This is a genomic window from Pseudomonas sp. B19125, assembly GCF_044218855.1.
GTDB lineage: Bacteria > Pseudomonadota > Gammaproteobacteria > Pseudomonadales > Pseudomonadaceae > Aquipseudomonas > Aquipseudomonas edaphica.
This window is the reverse complement of record NZ_CP162589.1, coordinates 1,450,001-1,465,868: the sequence shown is the minus strand read 5'-3', so window position 1 is coordinate 1,465,868 and position 15,868 is coordinate 1,450,001. Positions and strand designations below refer to the sequence as shown.

Annotated in this window: 9 protein-coding genes, 2 rRNA genes and 1 pseudogene (1 of these 12 only partly in view); 1 reads left to right on the top strand and 11 read right to left on the bottom strand. The window is 60.5% G+C overall.

The window, feature by feature from the left end; genetic code table 11:
- Window positions 1-143: 143 nt before the first annotated feature.
- The 3 genes from AB4P96_RS06635 to AB4P96_RS06625 form a co-directional block, all read right to left on the bottom strand.
- Window positions 144-1,091 (bottom strand): LysR substrate-binding domain-containing protein, encoded by a 948-nt coding sequence (locus AB4P96_RS06635; RefSeq protein WP_186618045.1) that lies wholly within the window; start codon window positions 1,089-1,091, stop codon window positions 144-146.
- Complete coding sequence (locus AB4P96_RS06630) at window positions 1,091-1,939, bottom strand: EamA family transporter (RefSeq protein ID WP_186618043.1); 849 nt, start codon at window positions 1,937-1,939, stop codon at window positions 1,091-1,093. The genes AB4P96_RS06635 and AB4P96_RS06630 overlap by 1 nt, the downstream gene beginning before the upstream one ends.
- Window positions 1,940-2,032: 93 nt before the next feature.
- A complete protein-coding gene (locus AB4P96_RS06625; protein ID WP_395600619.1) occupies window positions 2,033-2,359 on the bottom strand; it encodes a hypothetical protein in 327 nt (108 codons plus the stop codon).
- 97 nt (window positions 2,360-2,456) lie between these two features.
- On the opposite strand from AB4P96_RS06625, the pseudogene AB4P96_RS06620 reads away from it, so the two are divergent.
- A pseudogene (locus tag AB4P96_RS06620) lies at window positions 2,457-2,561 on the top strand (DUF3077 domain-containing protein); the annotation flags it as partial.
- Window positions 2,562-3,327: 766 nt separating this feature from the next.
- On the opposite strand, the gene AB4P96_RS06615 reads toward AB4P96_RS06620, so the two are convergent.
- The 8 genes from AB4P96_RS06615 to AB4P96_RS06580 all read right to left on the bottom strand — a co-directional run.
- Window positions 3,328-3,819 (bottom strand): OmpA family protein, encoded by a 492-nt coding sequence (locus tag AB4P96_RS06615; RefSeq protein ID WP_017137978.1) that lies wholly within the window; start codon window positions 3,817-3,819, stop codon window positions 3,328-3,330.
- Between the two features lie 4 nt (window positions 3,820-3,823).
- The gene (locus AB4P96_RS06610) at window positions 3,824-5,086 is read right to left on the bottom strand and encodes a diguanylate cyclase domain-containing protein (RefSeq protein WP_017137979.1); all 1,263 of its coding nucleotides are present in this window, start codon (window positions 5,084-5,086) and stop codon (window positions 3,824-3,826) included.
- The gene (locus tag AB4P96_RS06605) at window positions 5,083-5,649 is read right to left on the bottom strand and encodes a YfiR family protein (protein ID WP_099549471.1); all 567 of its coding nucleotides are present in this window, start codon (window positions 5,647-5,649) and stop codon (window positions 5,083-5,085) included. Before AB4P96_RS06605 ends, AB4P96_RS06610 begins: the two co-directional genes overlap by 4 nt.
- 142 nt (window positions 5,650-5,791) lie before the next feature.
- Window positions 5,792-7,861, bottom strand: coding sequence for an exodeoxyribonuclease V subunit alpha (gene recD / locus AB4P96_RS06600; RefSeq protein WP_395600618.1), 2,070 nt, complete (start codon window positions 7,859-7,861; stop codon window positions 5,792-5,794).
- Window positions 7,858-11,532, bottom strand: coding sequence for an exodeoxyribonuclease V subunit beta (gene recB, locus AB4P96_RS06595; protein ID WP_395600617.1), 3,675 nt, complete (start codon window positions 11,530-11,532; stop codon window positions 7,858-7,860). Before recB ends, recD begins: the two co-directional genes overlap by 4 nt.
- On the bottom strand, window positions 11,529-14,981 hold the full coding sequence (recC, locus tag AB4P96_RS06590; protein ID WP_170040471.1) for an exodeoxyribonuclease V subunit gamma: 3,453 nt from the start codon (window positions 14,979-14,981) through the stop codon (window positions 11,529-11,531). Before recC ends, recB begins: the two co-directional genes overlap by 4 nt.
- Before the next feature lie 162 nt (window positions 14,982-15,143).
- A 5S ribosomal RNA gene (rrf, locus tag AB4P96_RS06585) occupies window positions 15,144-15,259 on the bottom strand.
- Window positions 15,260-15,409: 150 nt separating this feature from the next.
- Window positions 15,410-15,868: ribosomal RNA gene (locus tag AB4P96_RS06580) — 23S ribosomal RNA — on the bottom strand (it continues 2,433 nt past the right edge of the window).

Sequence of the window (15,868 nt, the reverse complement as noted above, 5' to 3'; positions counted from 1 at the left end):
CACTAGTGACGCTCTGCGTGGGAATGCCGCCCTGGACGCTCTGCGTCTGCTCTTGAAGTCGTGACGCGGAGCGTCACAGGATGCATTCCCACGCGGAGCGTGGGAACGATCGGAATGTGGGAGGAAGCTTGCTCCTTCCACTTCTAAACCGCACCAGCCCCAGCTATTTGCGGATGCCGAGCCCGCACTTCCCGCAAAAACTCACCCGCGGTGCTCTTGAGCCAAACAATTAACCGAGCGATATCGGGCTCCGACTGTCGTCCGTTTCGGCAAATTATGTAATAGGCCGCTGGCGACATCATCACTGGGCTATTCAGCGCAACCAATGTGCCGCCTTCCAATTGGTCGTACACCAACGCAGTTCTGCCCAGCGCAATCCCTGTGCCCTTCACCGCCAGACTGATCGCCTGGCTCGAATCCGGAAATCGCGGCCCATGGTGATAAGGCGGCGCCGCCAGCCCCTGAAATGCAAACCAGCTTTCCCACCCCGGACACACCTGATCGTCCACCCGATGGATCAGCGGGTACCGGGCGACATCTTCCTGTGCAATATCACCCTTCAACCGCAGAAACTCCGGCGAACAAACGGGGAACACCGCGTCGCGCATCAGCAGTTCAACATGATGATCCGGGTAGTCGCCGTACCCCATCACCACCGCGACATCGTATTGATGAGCCTCCAGGCTGGCGCCGCTCATGTCAGCGCTGGTCAACACCAGGTCAATGTTGAACGAGGCCTCAGTGTGAGAGCCGTGCATTCTGGGAATCAGCCACGTCGAACAGAGGGAAGAGGTGCATGAGAGGTACAACGGCGGGGATTTACCGGGGTTGAGCGAATGCAGCACCCCGTCCAGCGCCTTGAAAAATCCGTCGGTTACCGGCAATAAGGCCTGCCCCGCTGCCGTCAGCTTCACACCGCGCGAGTGCCACTCAAACAACAGCACGCCCCACCACTCCTCAAGGCCCGCAATTTGATGACTGATGGCACTGGCGGTGAGGTTGAGCTCAGAGGCAGCACGCGCAAAACTACCCGTTTGCGCTGCGCTGACGAACGCTTGAAGCATGGGTGTGGGAGGCGGACGCTGGGCCATCAGGTGCTCACTTTGATCAAGATGATCCCGCAAACAATGACGAATGCCGACAGCATCCGTCGCCAACCGAACCGTTCATGAAAGAACAGCGCGGCAATAATGGCGCCGATAATAACACTGGTTTCCCGCAGCGCTGAGACCTTGGCGACCGCATCCAGCGATAACGCAAACAACACCAATCCGTAAGACGCCAGGTAAAAAACACCGCCTAACAGGCCTACTCGCCAATGCCCACGTATTGCTTGAGCCAAGGCTGAACGCTCTTTGGAATACGCCAGCACAGGGATCGGAATACTCTGGAACACTGTCAGGTAGATGATGTACTGCATTACCGTCTCACTCGCTCTTACACCTTTGGCATCCACCACCGTGTAAGACGCAATAAACACACCGGCGCACACCGCCATCAGGATCGGTTTGAACATCTGCGCCGTCATCCTGCGCACAAAGGTCAGGCTGATAATCCCCACACAAATCAGCAACACTCCGGTCAAAGCCTGGAGTGACAACTGCTCATGCAGCAGAAAGAAGGAAAACAGCGCGACCAATACGGGCGGTACCCCACGCATCACGGGGTAAACCTGGCCGAAGTCACCCGTTTCATACGCCTTGATAAGGAATAGCCGATAGACCGTATTGAGCATCACGGAGACGAGGATATAGCCCCCAACCTCCAGGCTCGGCACTCTGACAAATGGCAAGGCCAGCAGGCATATCACTAGCGCGGTACCATCAACCATGGCCAAGGTCATGAAGCGACTGCTACCGGCGCGGACTACAGCGTTCCAGGTGGCGTGCATGAAGGCAGAGATCAAGACCAGCGTGATCGCGATATCGGAGTTGTCCATGGGGCTCGGCTTTTTCTTTTTGAGATAAGAACACTTCAAATGTCTAGCAGGCCATGTCTGATAACTTGCTCATTCTAGGTATCGAGACAACACTCAAGAAAAATCTAAATGCACAGCCATGGGTGCATTTTTCGACAGCGCTAACCGTTCTGACTGATCAATCATCGCTGCATTCCGGAACGTTACGTGGCGCTTCGAATCTCGAGCCGCTATTGCCTGACTGTCACGCTGCAACGCCGAGAACATAGACGAATCAACTGTTACGTCCGCCCCGGAATAAATCAGAGCGAGTACCTCAGCATTACTGATAGACATCGGCTTCTTGTCCGGAAGTTGAGTGGGTGTGCCTTGTAGTTCATCAACCAAGGCTGTTGCATGGCTGCACACCTCTTGGCTGAAATTACTGCCTTTTATGATCATCGAGATTCTTTAAGGTGGTTAGTTAGAGCGCCCATTTAACTAAGCCCACCACTTGCGAAAAAGCGAAACCTCATCAGCTTAGCCATCAAGATTCGTCATGAGTGTGGGTGTAGAGCAATACGCATGGGCCGCGCATTACCTGTGTGAGATGGGCAAAGCCGTGGTGGATGACCTGACGCAAGCAATGACGCCGAGCAGCTAAGCGAACACGCCAGCAAGCACACTTCAAAACAAAATATGGGAGCGGGCTTGCTCGCGAAAGCGGTGGGTCAGTGAGTAAATCCTCAGCTGACCCACCGCCATCGCGGGCAAGCCCGGCTCCCACAGTTGAAGGGTGGCGGGCACAGGATTCAGGTCTGCCACAAACAAGTGTGGGAGCTGGCTTGCCTGCGAATGGCGGTGGGTCAGGCAGGTTATCTGCTGCTGATACACCGCATTCGCGGGCAAGCCCGCTCCCACAGTTGAATGGTGGCGAGCACAAGATTCAGGTCTGGCACAAATAAGTGTGGGAGCTGGCTTGCCTGCGATGGCGGTGGGTCAGGTAGCTTATCTACTGCTGATACACCGCATTCGCGAGCAAGCCCGCTCCCACAGTTGAAGGGTGGTGGGCACAGGATTCAGGTCTGGCACAAATAAGTGTGGGAGCTGGCTTGCCTGCGATGGCGGTGGGTCAGGCAGGTTATCTGCTGCTGATACACCGCATTCGCGGGCAAGCCCGCTCCCACAGTTGAAGGGTGGCGGGCACGGGATTCAGGTCTGGCACAAATAAGTGTGGGAGCTGGCTTGCCTGCGATGGCGGTGGGTCAGGCAGCTTATCTACTGCTGATACACCGCATTCGCGAGCAAGCCCGCTCCCACAGTTGAAGGGTGGTGGGCACAGGATTCAGGTCTGGCACAAATAAGTGTGGGAGCTGGCTTGCCTGCTCCCACAGTTGACCGCATTGCCACGTTGGGATTGAGTGAGGTGCTTAGTCGGCAATCACGACGATCGACACGCGCCGGTTCTCGGTGCGGCCTGCCACGGTGGTGTTTGACGCCACCGGTTCGCTGCTGCCCAGGCCGCGCAGTTGGATGTTTTCTTCTTTCATGCCCACGCTGGTCAGCACCTTGCCCACGCTTTTGGCGCGGCGCAGGGATAACTGCTGGTTGTAGGTTTCTTTGCCCGAGGCGTCGGTGTGGCCGTCTACGCGCACGCGGTCGATACCGGCGCCCGTCAGGGCTTTGCCGATGCGTTCGACGATGTCGGTGCTGGCTTTGTTGAGGCTTTCGACGTCGCTGCCGAACAGCACTTTGCCGGATAACCCGAAGGCCCAGCCTTCGTCGGTGAGTTCAAAGCCTTGTTGTTTGAGGACCGCGACTTGCGCCGGGGTCAGGCCTTTGGGCGGCGGCGTCTGGCAGCCGCCGAGGGCCAGGAAGGCCACCAGTAAAGTGATAAACAGAACACGCGTTTTCGAGAACAAGGGATCAACTCCTGTGTTGAACGTTGGCAGCGGTAGGCTCCGCCTCCGCCGTTTGCTGGCCGCCTTGAGACAGCCGCTTGGCTTGGTACATGGCCGCGTCGGCGGCATTAAGCAGGGTACCGGGAGTGGCGCCATGATCGGGGTAGATGGCGATGCCGATACTGAGGGAGGTCAGCACCTGGGTATTGCCGGGCAACGGGATTGGTTTGTCCATGCTGGCAATGATCTTGTCGGCAATGCGCTGGGCATCCTCGGCCTTGTGCAGCGGCGCCAGCAGGATCGCGAATTCATCACCGCCCAGGCGCGCCACCAGGTCATCCTCACGCAGCTGCGCACGCACGCGTTCGGCGACGGCGACCAGCACGGCATCGCCGGCGGCGTGGCCAAAGTTGTCGTTGATGTCTTTGAAGCGGTCGCTGTCGAGGAACAACACCGCCACTTTCTCATTGATCTTGGCGGCGCTGCGCAGTGCGCGAATCAGGCGGCCTTCGAAGAACGCGCGGTTGGGCAAGCCGGTGAGGCTGTCGTGGCTGGCTTGGTGGGCGAGGGTTTCATTTTCACTTTGCAGGTGGCTTTGCCAGGCTTCCATCTCACCGAGCAAGGCGTTGAAGTCGCTGCCGAGGCTATCGAGTTCGGCGATCTGCGCCGGTGGCACACGGCGGTCAAAATCGCGCTCGCTGCGGGCGGCGTGGGCCACGGCGGCAAGGCTTTGCAGCGGTTGGGTGATGCCTTGCAACAGACGCCGCGCCAGGTACAACGCAACCCAGGCGCTGAGCGCGGTACAAATCAGAATCCCGGCCAGGCCACTGAGCAAAAAGCGCAGCAGGCTGCCGCCATGGCCGACCAAGTGAATGCTGCCGACGGGCTGGCCCTGGTGCAGGACCGGCTGGCTGATAGGCTGTTCGAGCAGGGTGTGCGCCACCGCCAGCTCGACCTTGGAGAGCATGCCGGTTTCGGGCCGTACCCATTGCGCCAGCAGCTTGCCGTTGGCGTCGAAGACTTCGGCCTGGGCCACTTCTTCAGTCGATGCAATCAGGCTCAGCGCTTCGGTGGCGGCGGCACTGTCATCGAACACCACCGCAGCTTCCACGGTGTAGTTGATGGAGCGCGCGATCAGGTGCAGGTTGTGCTCGGCATACACCCGCAGCGCCAGCACGCCGAGCAGGGTCAGCGACACACTGGCCAGGGTCACGGCCACCAGTGCCAGGATCAAATGCCCACGGCCAATGACCGAACGCAAGGTCGGCCGCGCTTTAGCGGTTCTCATGGCGCTGGCGCTCGACGTCGGGACAGTTGCAACACACTGGGGTGGATGCGCACGCCGCTACGGGCGACGGAATCCAGGTTGACCTCGAACGACACTTGCTCATCGCCCACGCGCAGGCAGAACAGGCTGCCCACGGTGCATTGGTCGCCGCCTTCGCTGATGCTGAGCACCGGGTGGCCGATCAATGAGGTGAACAGGCGGCTGCGTTCATCGGCGGTGAGTTTGCCGATGTAAATGGCGTCGCAGGCACTGACGATATCGGGATTATCGGCCAGCAGGCGCTGCACCACCACCGGGCGGCCAGTGGCCTGGGTGGTGCCTTTGACAAGGTCGTCGGTGTATTGGGTGGGGCCGACGATGCACAAGCGCAGTTGTGCAGGCTCCACCGGCCAACGGGCATAACTGAGGATGCCGAGTACCACTTGGGTGACCGCCTGGGCGCGGTGATCCGCCAGGCTGGGCGTCTGCGCAAATACACGCGGGGCGAGCAGGCATAGCACCGCCACCAGTAACATGCGTCTCCAGCTCAAACTGCGCTCTGTGGGCGAGACAGCCACGTTCATGCAGCAATTCTCTCAAATATTTTACAGGGTGATGCCGCAACGATAGCACAGCGGCGGAAAACCCCACGAACTGGGGGTTTATCAAAGCCCGCTATATTTTCAGAAAAATCAGACAACTAAACCAGAAATATTTAATGACCAATCAGTCAGTTTTATCGAGGGCGGCATCCAACTCCAGCATCAACCCGCTCAGGCGTTTGACCTTGCGCCGCACCGCTTCTTCAAACACCCCGCCTCGCGGTTCGATCAAACTGAACCAGCGTTTGGCGCGGGTGATGCCGGTGTAGATCAGCTCTTTGGTCAGCACCGGGTTCAGCGCATCGGGCAGGATCAGCGCCGTGTGAGTGAATTCGGAGCCCTGGGATTTGTGCACGGTCATGGCGTACACGGTTTCCACATCATTCAGACGGCTGGGCAGTACAAAACGCACGCCGCCCTGGCCATCGTTGCGTGGGAAAGCCACACGCAACACCTGTGGGCCGCCGTCGCTTTCGGGCAGTTTGAGGGCGATGCCGATGTCGCCGTTCATCAAGCCCAGGCCGTAGTCGTTGCGCGTCATCAACACCGGGCGGCCTTCGTACCATTGGTCATCGCCTTCGATCAGCCGCACTTTGCGCAAGGCGGCGGTGATGCGCTGGTTTAAACCTTCCACGCCCCATGGGCCTTTGCGCACGGCGCAGAGCAGTTGGAAGGCGTCGAAGGCTTGCAATAGTTGTTGCGCCCAGTGGGTCCAGGCGGCGTCTTCGCGCGCTGTGTCGAGGGCCGGGCGCGCGCTGTGCAGCAGGTTGAGGTAATAGCGATAACCCTGGGCGTCGTCGCCCTGCCCGTCCAGCACCAGGCGCTCAAGCGCGTGATCGTGTTCGCCCTTGAGGCTGAGGCAGAACAGGTCGTTATGGCTGCGCGCGGCAAGCAGTCTGCGCGCCTCTTCGGCATTTTGCTGGTTAACCCAACGCGCCAGTTGGCCGATGCCACTGCCTTCGCCGAAGCGTCGCGAATAGCGCAGCATGACCACTTGCTGGGCGAGCGGATGACTGCCATCGAGATCTTCCTGCAGGCCGCTGGCGCTGAGGTCTTCGCCGCTGACCGCTTGCAGCCATTGGCGCGTGTCGGGGCTGTACCAGCCGGCTTCGGCATCACGGCATAAGTCGCCGAGCACGGCGCCGGCTTCGACCGAAGCGAGTTGGTCTTTGTCCCCGAGCAATACCAGGCGTGCGTGGGGCGGCAACGCGTCCAGCAGGTTGGCCATCATTTCCAGGTCGATCATCGAGGCTTCGTCCACCACCAGCACATCCAATGGCAACGGGTTGCCGAGGTGATGCCGAAAATGTCGCGTGCCGGGGCGGCTGCCAAGCAGGCGGTGAACCGTGGTGACCTGGGTGGGGATTTTTTCCCGCACGCTGTCCGGCACATTCAGCGAGAGTACTTGCTGGCTGATGGATTCGGTGAGGCGTGCGGCGGCTTTGCCCGTGGGCGCGGCGAGGCGGATGCGCAATGGGCTGTTGGCCTCTACCGCCGGGGCCTGCAGCAGCGCAAGCAAGCGCACTACAGTGGTGGTTTTGCCGGTGCCGGGGCCGCCGGTAACGATGCTGAAGGCACCGCGTGTGGCCAGGGCGCAGGCAAGTTTTTGCCAGTCGATCACGCCGTCCGGCGGCGCTTGATCGAACAAGGTGTTCAGGCGTTGCGGCAAATCAGTGGCGACGGTTTCCAGGGTGGCCAGGCGCAGGCGTAATGCCATGTCGATGCGCCGTTCGTAGGTCCAGTAGCGGCGCAAATACAGGCGTTTGCCGGACAGCACCAGCGGGCGGCTTTGGGCCGATTCAGTGCCATCAACAGCCAGCGCGACCAAGTGGCTGGCGGCCAGCGCCTGGCACCAGTGGGCGCCATCAAGGCCGTCGAGCAATTGCGAGGGCAGCAACATGGCGCCGGTTTGCAGGTCGCCTTCGGGGGGCAATGACAGGGCAAAGTCTGGCGCTTTAAGGGTTTCGAACAAGTCCAGGCAGACGTGGCCATGGCCCAATTGGTGGCTGGTCAATGCGGCGGCCAGCAATACCAGTGGGTCGGCCTGCGGGTCGAGTTCGTGGAGGAAACCGACGAAGGCTTTGTCCAATGCGCGCAGCCAGCCACGCTCAACCCAGCGTTCCAACAACTGCAACAGGTCGGCGGCGCGACTGAGTGGCATCAACTCCTCAAGCGGTAAGGGCGACAGGCTCATAGCAGCACTCCTTGTTCCCAGGCGGGCTCAACCTTGGGCGGTATGGGTTTGCCCTGGAACAGCAGGTCCAAGCCTTCGATCAGCTCACGTGGCGGCCGGGTGAAATACGCGCCCTGGCTGGTGGCCTGGGTGCCCCGCAGGAACAGGTACAGCGCGCCGCCGACATGGCGGTCGTAGTCGTAGTCCGGCAGGCGTGCCTTCAGCTGGCGGTGCAGGGCCAGCAGGTAAAGTACGTATTGCAGGTCGTACCGATGCTCAAGGATCGACTGTTCCATGGCGTCCTGCGTGTAGGCCGAATCGTCAGGGCCGAGCCAGTTGGATTTGTAGTCGGCCACGTAATAACGGCCATCGTGTTCGAACGTCAGGTCGATAAAACCCTTGAACATACCGTTGAGCAGCACCGGTTCGGCGGCCACTCGGGACACGCCGTTGTGGGTGTGCTGGCACACTAGCTTGTCGAGGGCCAGCACGTCGACTTTGTGGCTGGCGAACCAGAACTCCATTTCGATCTGGTAGTACTGCAGGCTGCTGAGGGCGACTAGATCGTTATCTACCGGCAGCGGCGTTTGCAGCAAATGGCCGAGCCAGCCGCTGAGGGTGACGATCCAGCCTTCCCAGTTGCGCCGATTACAGCGGGCGCCCACGGCTTTTTCGATGGCCTCGGGCGTCACGTTGAAGCCTTCCTCGCCCGCCCATTCCAACAGACCATGGAGAAAGGTGCCGGGGTTAGGGCCACGTGGGAAACGGTGAATGTCGCCGCCAGACGCTGCCACTTCACGCGGTGCGTCGGGGTCGAGGCGTTCGTCGTCGAACAGCTTCTGGGCTTGTGGGCTTTCTGGTGCTTCTAGATTAGCGGCGCTCATGCTGTCGCCAATTCTTAGCGCACTGTAAGAAGCGATCCACCAGTTTTCAGCGGCTTTGCGCGTGGGCAGTAGCGGTGCCAGCAAGGTAGCCTCGTTACGCGGCGGGTGGAACAGGCTGTCTTGCGCGTCGGGCACGTGGGTGTAGAGGATGGCAGCGCAGCCCTCCTGCAAGTCCAGCAGCCAGCGCGCCAGACCAGCGGATTCGCCCAACGAGGCACCGCCACCGAGCAGATAACCCAGCGCGGACAGGTGCAAGACCGAGCTGCTGTTATTGCCACGTTTGAGGTCGGCAATGCCCAACCAGCACGCGTGTTTGGCACGCGTGAGGGCGACGTAGAATAACCGCAGGTCTTCGGCCAGGCGCTCGTCGTCGGCTTGGGTAATCAACTCGGCGGTCGGCCGCAGGCTGACTTGGGATTTGCCCTGTTCGTCGTGGTAATGCAGCGGCAAACGGCTGCCATCCACCGGCTTGGCCGAGCAGATAAACGGCAGGAAGACCAGGTCGTATTCCAGGCCCTTGGATTTGTGGATGGTCACCACCTTGACCAGTTGTTCGTCGCTTTCCAGGCGCAGAATCTGTTCTTCACCGGCCTGGCCCGACAGTGCCAGGTGTTCGGCCAGGTGGCGAATCAATGCTTGCTCGCCATCCAGCTCTGACGCGGCCTGTTGCAGCAGTTCGCTCAGGTGCAACAGGTTGGTCAATACGCGTTCGCCGTCACTGCGGGCGATCAGGGTTTGCGGCAGTTTGAAATCATGCAGCAGGCGTCGCAGCATCGGCAGCACGCCTTGGGTACGCCAGATCGCGCGATAACCACGGAACTGCATCACGCGGGTTTCCCACGCCAGTTCGTCCTGGTTCAGACGCTCCAGTTCCGCCAGTGACAGGTTCAGGGTGACGCAGGCCAGGGCGGCGCGCAGTGGGCGCTCGACGTCCGGCTCGGCGCAGGCCTTGAGCCAGGCCAGCAGGTCGTGGGCTTCCTGGGCGGCGAACACCGAATCCTTGTCAGACAGATAAACGCTGCGTACACCACGGGCGGCCAGTTCGGCGCGCACGGCTTGGGCTTCCTTGCCGTCGCGCACCAGGATGGCGATGTCTGACGGGAGTACGCCTTTTAAGCTGCCATCCGGTTGTAGGAAACCCGCGCGGCCCTGCTGCCCGCCATTGAGCAACTCAACAATTTGCGTAGCACAGGCGGCCGCGAGTTGTTGGCGATAGACCGCGTTGGAAATCGGCTGATCGGTGGGCAGGTGCCAGAGGTTCATCGCCGGCAAGGTTTGGCCATCGACTTGCAACTGCTCTTTGCGGCCTTGGGACAACACCGAGTGGAACGGCACCGGGTTGTCGCCATTTCGCTCACGGAACAGGAACGCGCCACGGCCGGTCTCGGCACTCTGGAACACATGGTTGACCGCCTCGACCATCGCGTGGCTGGAACGGAAGTTGGTGCCCAGGGTGTGATGGCGGCCGGTGGTGGACTGGCGGGCGCGCAGGTAGGTGTAGATGTCGGCGCCACGGAAGGCGTAGATGGCCTGTTTGGGGTCGCCGATCAGGAACAGGCCACTGTCTAGGTGGTTTTCTTCGATGCGGTAGATGCTGTCGAAGATGCTGTATTGCACCGGGTCGGTGTCCTGGAATTCGTCGATCAGGGCGACCGGGAATTGCTCGCGGATCACATTGGCCAAGCGCTCGCCGCCGTCGGCTTGCAGGGCGGCGTTGAGGCGGATGAGCATGTCGTCGAAGCCCATTTCGGAGCGGCGGCGTTTTTCTTCTTCGAAGCGTTTACCGACCCAACCGGCGGCGTGTTGCAACACGGCGGCATCGGGGGTTGGCAGCGCGTCGAGGCTGGCCTTGAGGCTGGCCATGGCGTCGATGCCAGGGTGGCGCGGCGGCTCACCCTTCCAGGCTTCGGCCATGCCAACGGGCGTAAGGCGGGTGAAGCCGGTGCCGATGTCGAGTTGTTCGAGGGTTTCGTCAGTGGCCCAGGCGCTGATCTTTTCGAACCAGGGCTCGAAGTAACGCGCCTGCATCTTGCGGCCGTCGACGGCTTTGACGGCGACGGCTTGCAGGCAGATATCGCGCAGCTCGATGGCCCATTGTTGCCAGGGCGCCTTGAGCGCAACCAGCGCTTGGCGGCGCTCTTGCAAGCAAGCGTTGATCAATTCGGCCGGCTCACGGGTTTCATCGGTGGGCCGTTCGCTGCCGAACAGCGCGCGCACGCGTGGCATCAGCGCGGCGGGGCCGCTCCAGTTTTTGCGCACCCAGTTGAGCGCATCGTCGTGCATTGGGTAGCAGAACAGCCGCCAGTAATCGCGCAGCACTTCGCCGAGCAGGTCGCTGTGGTCGGTTTCCAGGGTTTGGGTGAACAGGCTGCCGCTGTCGAACGCGTGTTCGCGCAGCATGCGCTGGCACCAACTGTGGATGGTCGAAACCGCAGCTTCGTCCATCCATTGGGCGGCGATGTCCAGGCGGTTGGCACAGGCAGGCCATTGCTCGGGCAGGTATTGGTCACGCAGGTCGGCGATCAGGGCGTCCGGTTGCTCAATTTCGTCGCGGAAGAACCGCGCGGCTTCGGCGAGGCGGATGCGGATGCGTTCGCGCAGCTCTTTGGTGGCGGCGTCGGTGAAGGTCACCACCAGGATTTGCGGTGGCAGCAGTTCGCGGCCAAAGCCGGATTCGTCGCCACCGTGACCAAGCACCAGGCGCAGGTACAGGGCGGAAATGGTGAAGGTCTTGCCAGTGCCGGCGCTGGCTTCAATCAGCTGGCTGCCTTTGAGTGGGAAGGCCAGGGCCAAAGGTTTACTGATCATGCGCTGGCCTCCTCGCTGCTGAGTGATCGCCATGGGGCGTTGATCAAGGGCCGATACAGGGTTTCGGCCCAACCTTCGAATTCTTCGCTGGCGATGAGCGTGGCGTAATCCGGGAATTGGCGAGTGAGCGCCGGGGTTTCGCGGCGTTCGCCGTCGGTGGTCAGGCCGTCACCTTCATAGGCTTTGCTGGCTGCCGCCTGGGCCTTGTCGGGGTCGGTTTGGCCAAGCCAGGCGAAGGCGGTTTTCACGGCGACGGGCAGTGGTTTGCGCATGCCGGTGTGCCAGGCCAGTAAAAGGTTGCCGAGTAGTTCCTGGGCGACGGTTTTTTCCAGCGGGGCCAGCAGCAGGGTGTCGTCACTGGCGACCAGCCCGGTACTGAGTGGCAAGCCGCAGGCGCAGGCCACCACATGATTGACCCACGGGCGGATCAGTCGATGCCACTTGCGGGTCTTGATCGAGCCAATGCTGTTGGGGATGGTGGTGACGCTTAACAATCCGCCATCACTGCGCCGATGCAGGCCACTGATCCAGCCTTCGAGTTCAATGCCTTGATGCTCAAAACTGATCGGTTCGGCAGCGGTTTGTGGCGTAGGCCAGAGCGCCAGTAAGTGTTGATAACGCTGCAGTAGATCGGGCAATGGCTCGACCAATTCATTACGCAGGCATTCGCCGAAACCGACCATGGGCAGCAGGCCACTGCCTTGCAGGCGCAGGGCTTGGGCATTCAGGGCCTGGTCTATGTGATCGGGCTGGGCCAAGGCTGCATTGAGCAGGCTGTCGCTGAGGCTGTAGCGTTGCAAGGCATCGAGAACGAAAGGTTCTTCATCGGCCAGCGGGACTTCAGCGGCTTCGAAGAACACTTTCAGACGCTGGCTGAAGAAGTGTTTGACGGGGTTGCGCACAAAGTCTTGCAACTGACCGAGGCTCAGAGGTTCTTCCTGGTGGTGCTCTGCCAAGTGTTCTTCTGTAGCCGTGGCCACGGGTGCTTGATGGAGCAATTGCCATTCGCGGGCGTAGCTGAACAGCGCATCACCTTCGTGGAAATAGCGGGCGCTGAAGGGTTGGAGTGGGTGCTCCTGGGTCATGGCTTCCAGCAACGGTTCTTGTGTGTCTGCGTTATGCCAGCCGCTGGCGAGGTGGTCACGCAATTGGCCGATCAATACCGAGGCAGGGCGGTCGCTGTTGTCGCGGATGCTGCGGCCTACCCAGCTGATATAGAGCTGATCGCGGGCGGACAGCAGCGCTTCGAGCAGCAGGTAACGATCGTCTTCGCGGCGTGAACGGTCGCCGGGGCGGTAGTCGCTGCCCATCAGGTCGAAGTCCAGCGGCGGTTGGGCTCGCGGGTAGTCGCCGTCGTTCATGCCGAGCAGGCAGACCAGCTTGAACGGGATGGCGCGCATGGGCATCAGGGTGCAGAAATTGACAGCCCCAGCAAGGAAGCGCTGGGACAGGCGGCCTTGGTCGAGGCCGGCGAGCCAGGCTTCGCGGACGACGGTAAGGGGTAACTCGTCCTGCAGGCCGACGGACTCGCAGGTTTCCAGCCAGTCTTCTCGCAGTTGTTCGAGTTGGCCGAGTAGATAGTCGTCGTGCTCGCTGCTGGGCAGGAAGAACAGCTGCATCAGGCGTTGCAGGCGCTCGCCCCATTCTGGGGGGCTTGCCGGTTGTGACAAGGCTTGATGAGCGTGGTTTAGCGCATCGAGCAAGGCGACCAGTGGGCCGATCAACGCGGCGTCCAGCCCGCCGATTTCATCGTAGGGCTCAATACCGTCACAGGCGATTCCAGTGCCCACGGCATAACCCAGCAACATACGGCGCAGGCCGAATCGCCAGCTGTTTTGCTCAAGCTCCTGGGGGAGGCCGAGGCCGGCGCGCTGTTCGGCGTTGAGGCCCCAGCGAATGCCGGCGCCTTCGATCCAGCGGTGCAGCGTGGGCAGATCACGTTCCTTGATGGCAAAACGTTCGCGCAAGGCGGGGACGTCGAGCAGGTCGAGGATTTCGCTGACGGGGAAGCGGCTATCTGGAAGTTTTAGCAGGTGTTCGACGGCGATCAGCAGCGGATCGCGGCCGCGTTGGCCTTGGTCGGTGAGGGTGAACGGGATGAAGCGTGGGTCGTTTCGCTCAAGCTGGCCGAAGACGGCGCGGATGTGCGGCGCGTAGCTGTCGACGTCGGGGACCATGACGATGATGTCACGCGGGCGCAGTGTGGGGTCGGCGCTGAAGCGTTGGAGCAATTGGTCATGGAGGATTTCCACTTCGCGTTGGGCGCTGTGGGCGACGTGGAAGCGGATGGAGCTGTCGTGATTTAGATCGACACCCGGCCACAGTTCGCGGGTTTCATTGAGTGGGCGCAGTTCGAGGATGTCGTCCTGCAATTGGTTGAGCAACGTGGTGGGTTCGTTGTCGCTGAACAGGTCGATGCGGCCATCACGGAAGGCGGCGCGGTAGCTGTTGGGGTCGTCGTAGCTGTCCAGCAGGCTAATGTAGTCGCGGCCCTGTTTGCCCCAAGCGGCCAGCAACGGGTGCGCATGTTGGTGCAGGGTTTGCGGGTCGATGGTGACTGGCATGCCGGCTTTGCGCGCCTGGCGTTTGTACTCGTTACGCAGCAGGTCTTTGTCGGCGACGATGTCGGACCAGTGGTGGCGGCAAGGGTTGTGTACGCACAGCAGGACTTGGCTGAAGCGTGCCAGGCCGGCGAGTGCTTCCAGCGCTTGGGCGGGCAAGGATGAAATGCCGAAAACGATGACTCGGGACGGCAGCCCCTGAGGGGCTTTTTCGAGGGTGTTGATCCGCTCGATAAAACGCTGGTGAACACCGGCACGGCTTTCGGCCATGCCCTCTTCGCCAACGTCCAATAGCAGTGCACGCCATAGTTCGGCCTGCCAACAATTTGCCGGGTTCAGGGGCTTTGCTTCGCCTCGGCCATTGCGCAGTTGATGGCGACCGGCGGCCCAATCTTCCAGCCAGTCGGCGCGGTAGACCTGGTATTGGTCGAACAAGTCGGCCAGGCGTTCGGCCAGTTGATAGCGTTTGCGCAGGTCGGTGTCGTCGGTGAGAAAGCGCTGCAGGGGCTCGAAGTGCGGTTGATCGATGAGCTCCGGGAGCAAGCGCATCAAGCGCCAGGTCAGCGGGGCCTTATCGAGCAGGGATTTGGGCGGGATTTCATCCTTCCCCAAGACCATGCGATAGAGCTGCCACATGAAGCTGCCGGGGAGTTGCACGTCGATAGCCGCAGCGATGCCACAGCCGCCCATATCATCTTCTTCCGGATCCTCTGCCAAGGCCAACTTGAGCCATTGGGCAATGCCGTTGCTCTGGACCAAGGCAATTTCGTTTTCCAGAGGAGCCAGGGGATAACGGCGCATCCAGCTGACTACCAGACTGCGCAGTTCGTCCAGGCGGTTGCCGTGAACCACCATGAATCCAGCGCTGAGGGACGTCGCATCCGGCATAACGGCTTCCTTGGGAAAAGCAAAATCGAGGCATGGACTTTAGCATTGAAGGCGGTGGCAGGCTGCAACAGGGAAACGCTTGATACATTGCGTGCCCACACTTTTCGACCGCCCAAAACAAAACCCCTGATTGCGTTAGCAATCAGGGGTTTTGGAATTTAATCTTGACGATGACCTACTCTCACATGGGGAAACCCCACACTACCATCGGCGATGCATCGTTTCACTACTGAGTTCGGGATGGGATCAGGTGGTTCCAATGCTCTATGGTCGTCAAGAAATTCGGGTACTGAGTCGTAGCCAAATGGCTTCGCTTCAGCAAATTGGGTATGTGACAGCTTTCGGTGTTTTGTGAGCGTCGAACTTTCGGTTCATCTCGTCTTCACACACCCAATCTGGCCTTTCGACTCAAATTGCTTGGGTGTTATATGGTCAAGCCTCACGGGCAATTAGTATTGGTTAGCTCAACGCCTCACAGCGCTTACACACCCAACCTATCAACGTCGTAGTCTTCGACGGCCCTTCAGGGAACTCAAGGTTCCAGTGAGATCTCATCTTGAGGCTAGTTTCCCGCTTAGATGCTTTCAGCGGTTATCTATTCCGAACATAGCTACCCGGCAATGCCACTGGCGTGACAACCGGAACACCAGAGGTTCGTCCACTCCGGTCCTCTCGTACTAGGAGCAGCCCCTCTCAAATCTCAAACGTCCACGGCAGATAGGGACCGAACTGTCTCACGACGTTCTAAACCCAGCTCGCGTACCACTTTAAATGGCGAACAGCCATACCCTTGGGACCGGCTTCAGCCCCAGGATGTGATGAGCCGACATCGAGGTGCCAAACACCGCCGTCGATATGAACTCTTGGGCGGTATCAGCCTGTTATCC

What these genes read in the sequence shown, in the direction of transcription:
- AB4P96_RS06635 (WP_186618045.1), bottom strand. Translation starts at nt 1,091, where the DNA reads ATGGCCCAGCGTCCGCCTCCCACACCCATGCTTCAAGCGTTCGTCAGC.
- AB4P96_RS06605 (WP_099549471.1), bottom strand. Translation starts at nt 5,649, where the DNA reads ATGAACGTGGCTGTCTCGCCCACAGAGCGCAGTTTGAGCTGGAGACGC.
- AB4P96_RS06610 (WP_017137979.1), bottom strand. Translation starts at nt 5,086, where the DNA reads ATGAGAACCGCTAAAGCGCGGCCGACCTTGCGTTCGGTCATTGGCCGT.
- recC (WP_170040471.1), bottom strand. Translation starts at nt 14,981, where the DNA reads ATGCCGGATGCGACGTCCCTCAGCGCTGGATTCATGGTGGTTCACGGC.
- recB (WP_395600617.1), bottom strand. Translation starts at nt 11,532, where the DNA reads ATGATCAGTAAACCTTTGGCCCTGGCCTTCCCACTCAAAGGCAGCCAG.
- AB4P96_RS06630 (WP_186618043.1), bottom strand. Translation starts at nt 1,939, where the DNA reads ATGGACAACTCCGATATCGCGATCACGCTGGTCTTGATCTCTGCCTTC.
- AB4P96_RS06625 (WP_395600619.1), bottom strand. Translation starts at nt 2,359, where the DNA reads ATGATCATAAAAGGCAGTAATTTCAGCCAAGAGGTGTGCAGCCATGCA.
- recD (WP_395600618.1), bottom strand. Translation starts at nt 7,861, where the DNA reads ATGAGCCTGTCGCCCTTACCGCTTGAGGAGTTGATGCCACTCAGTCGC.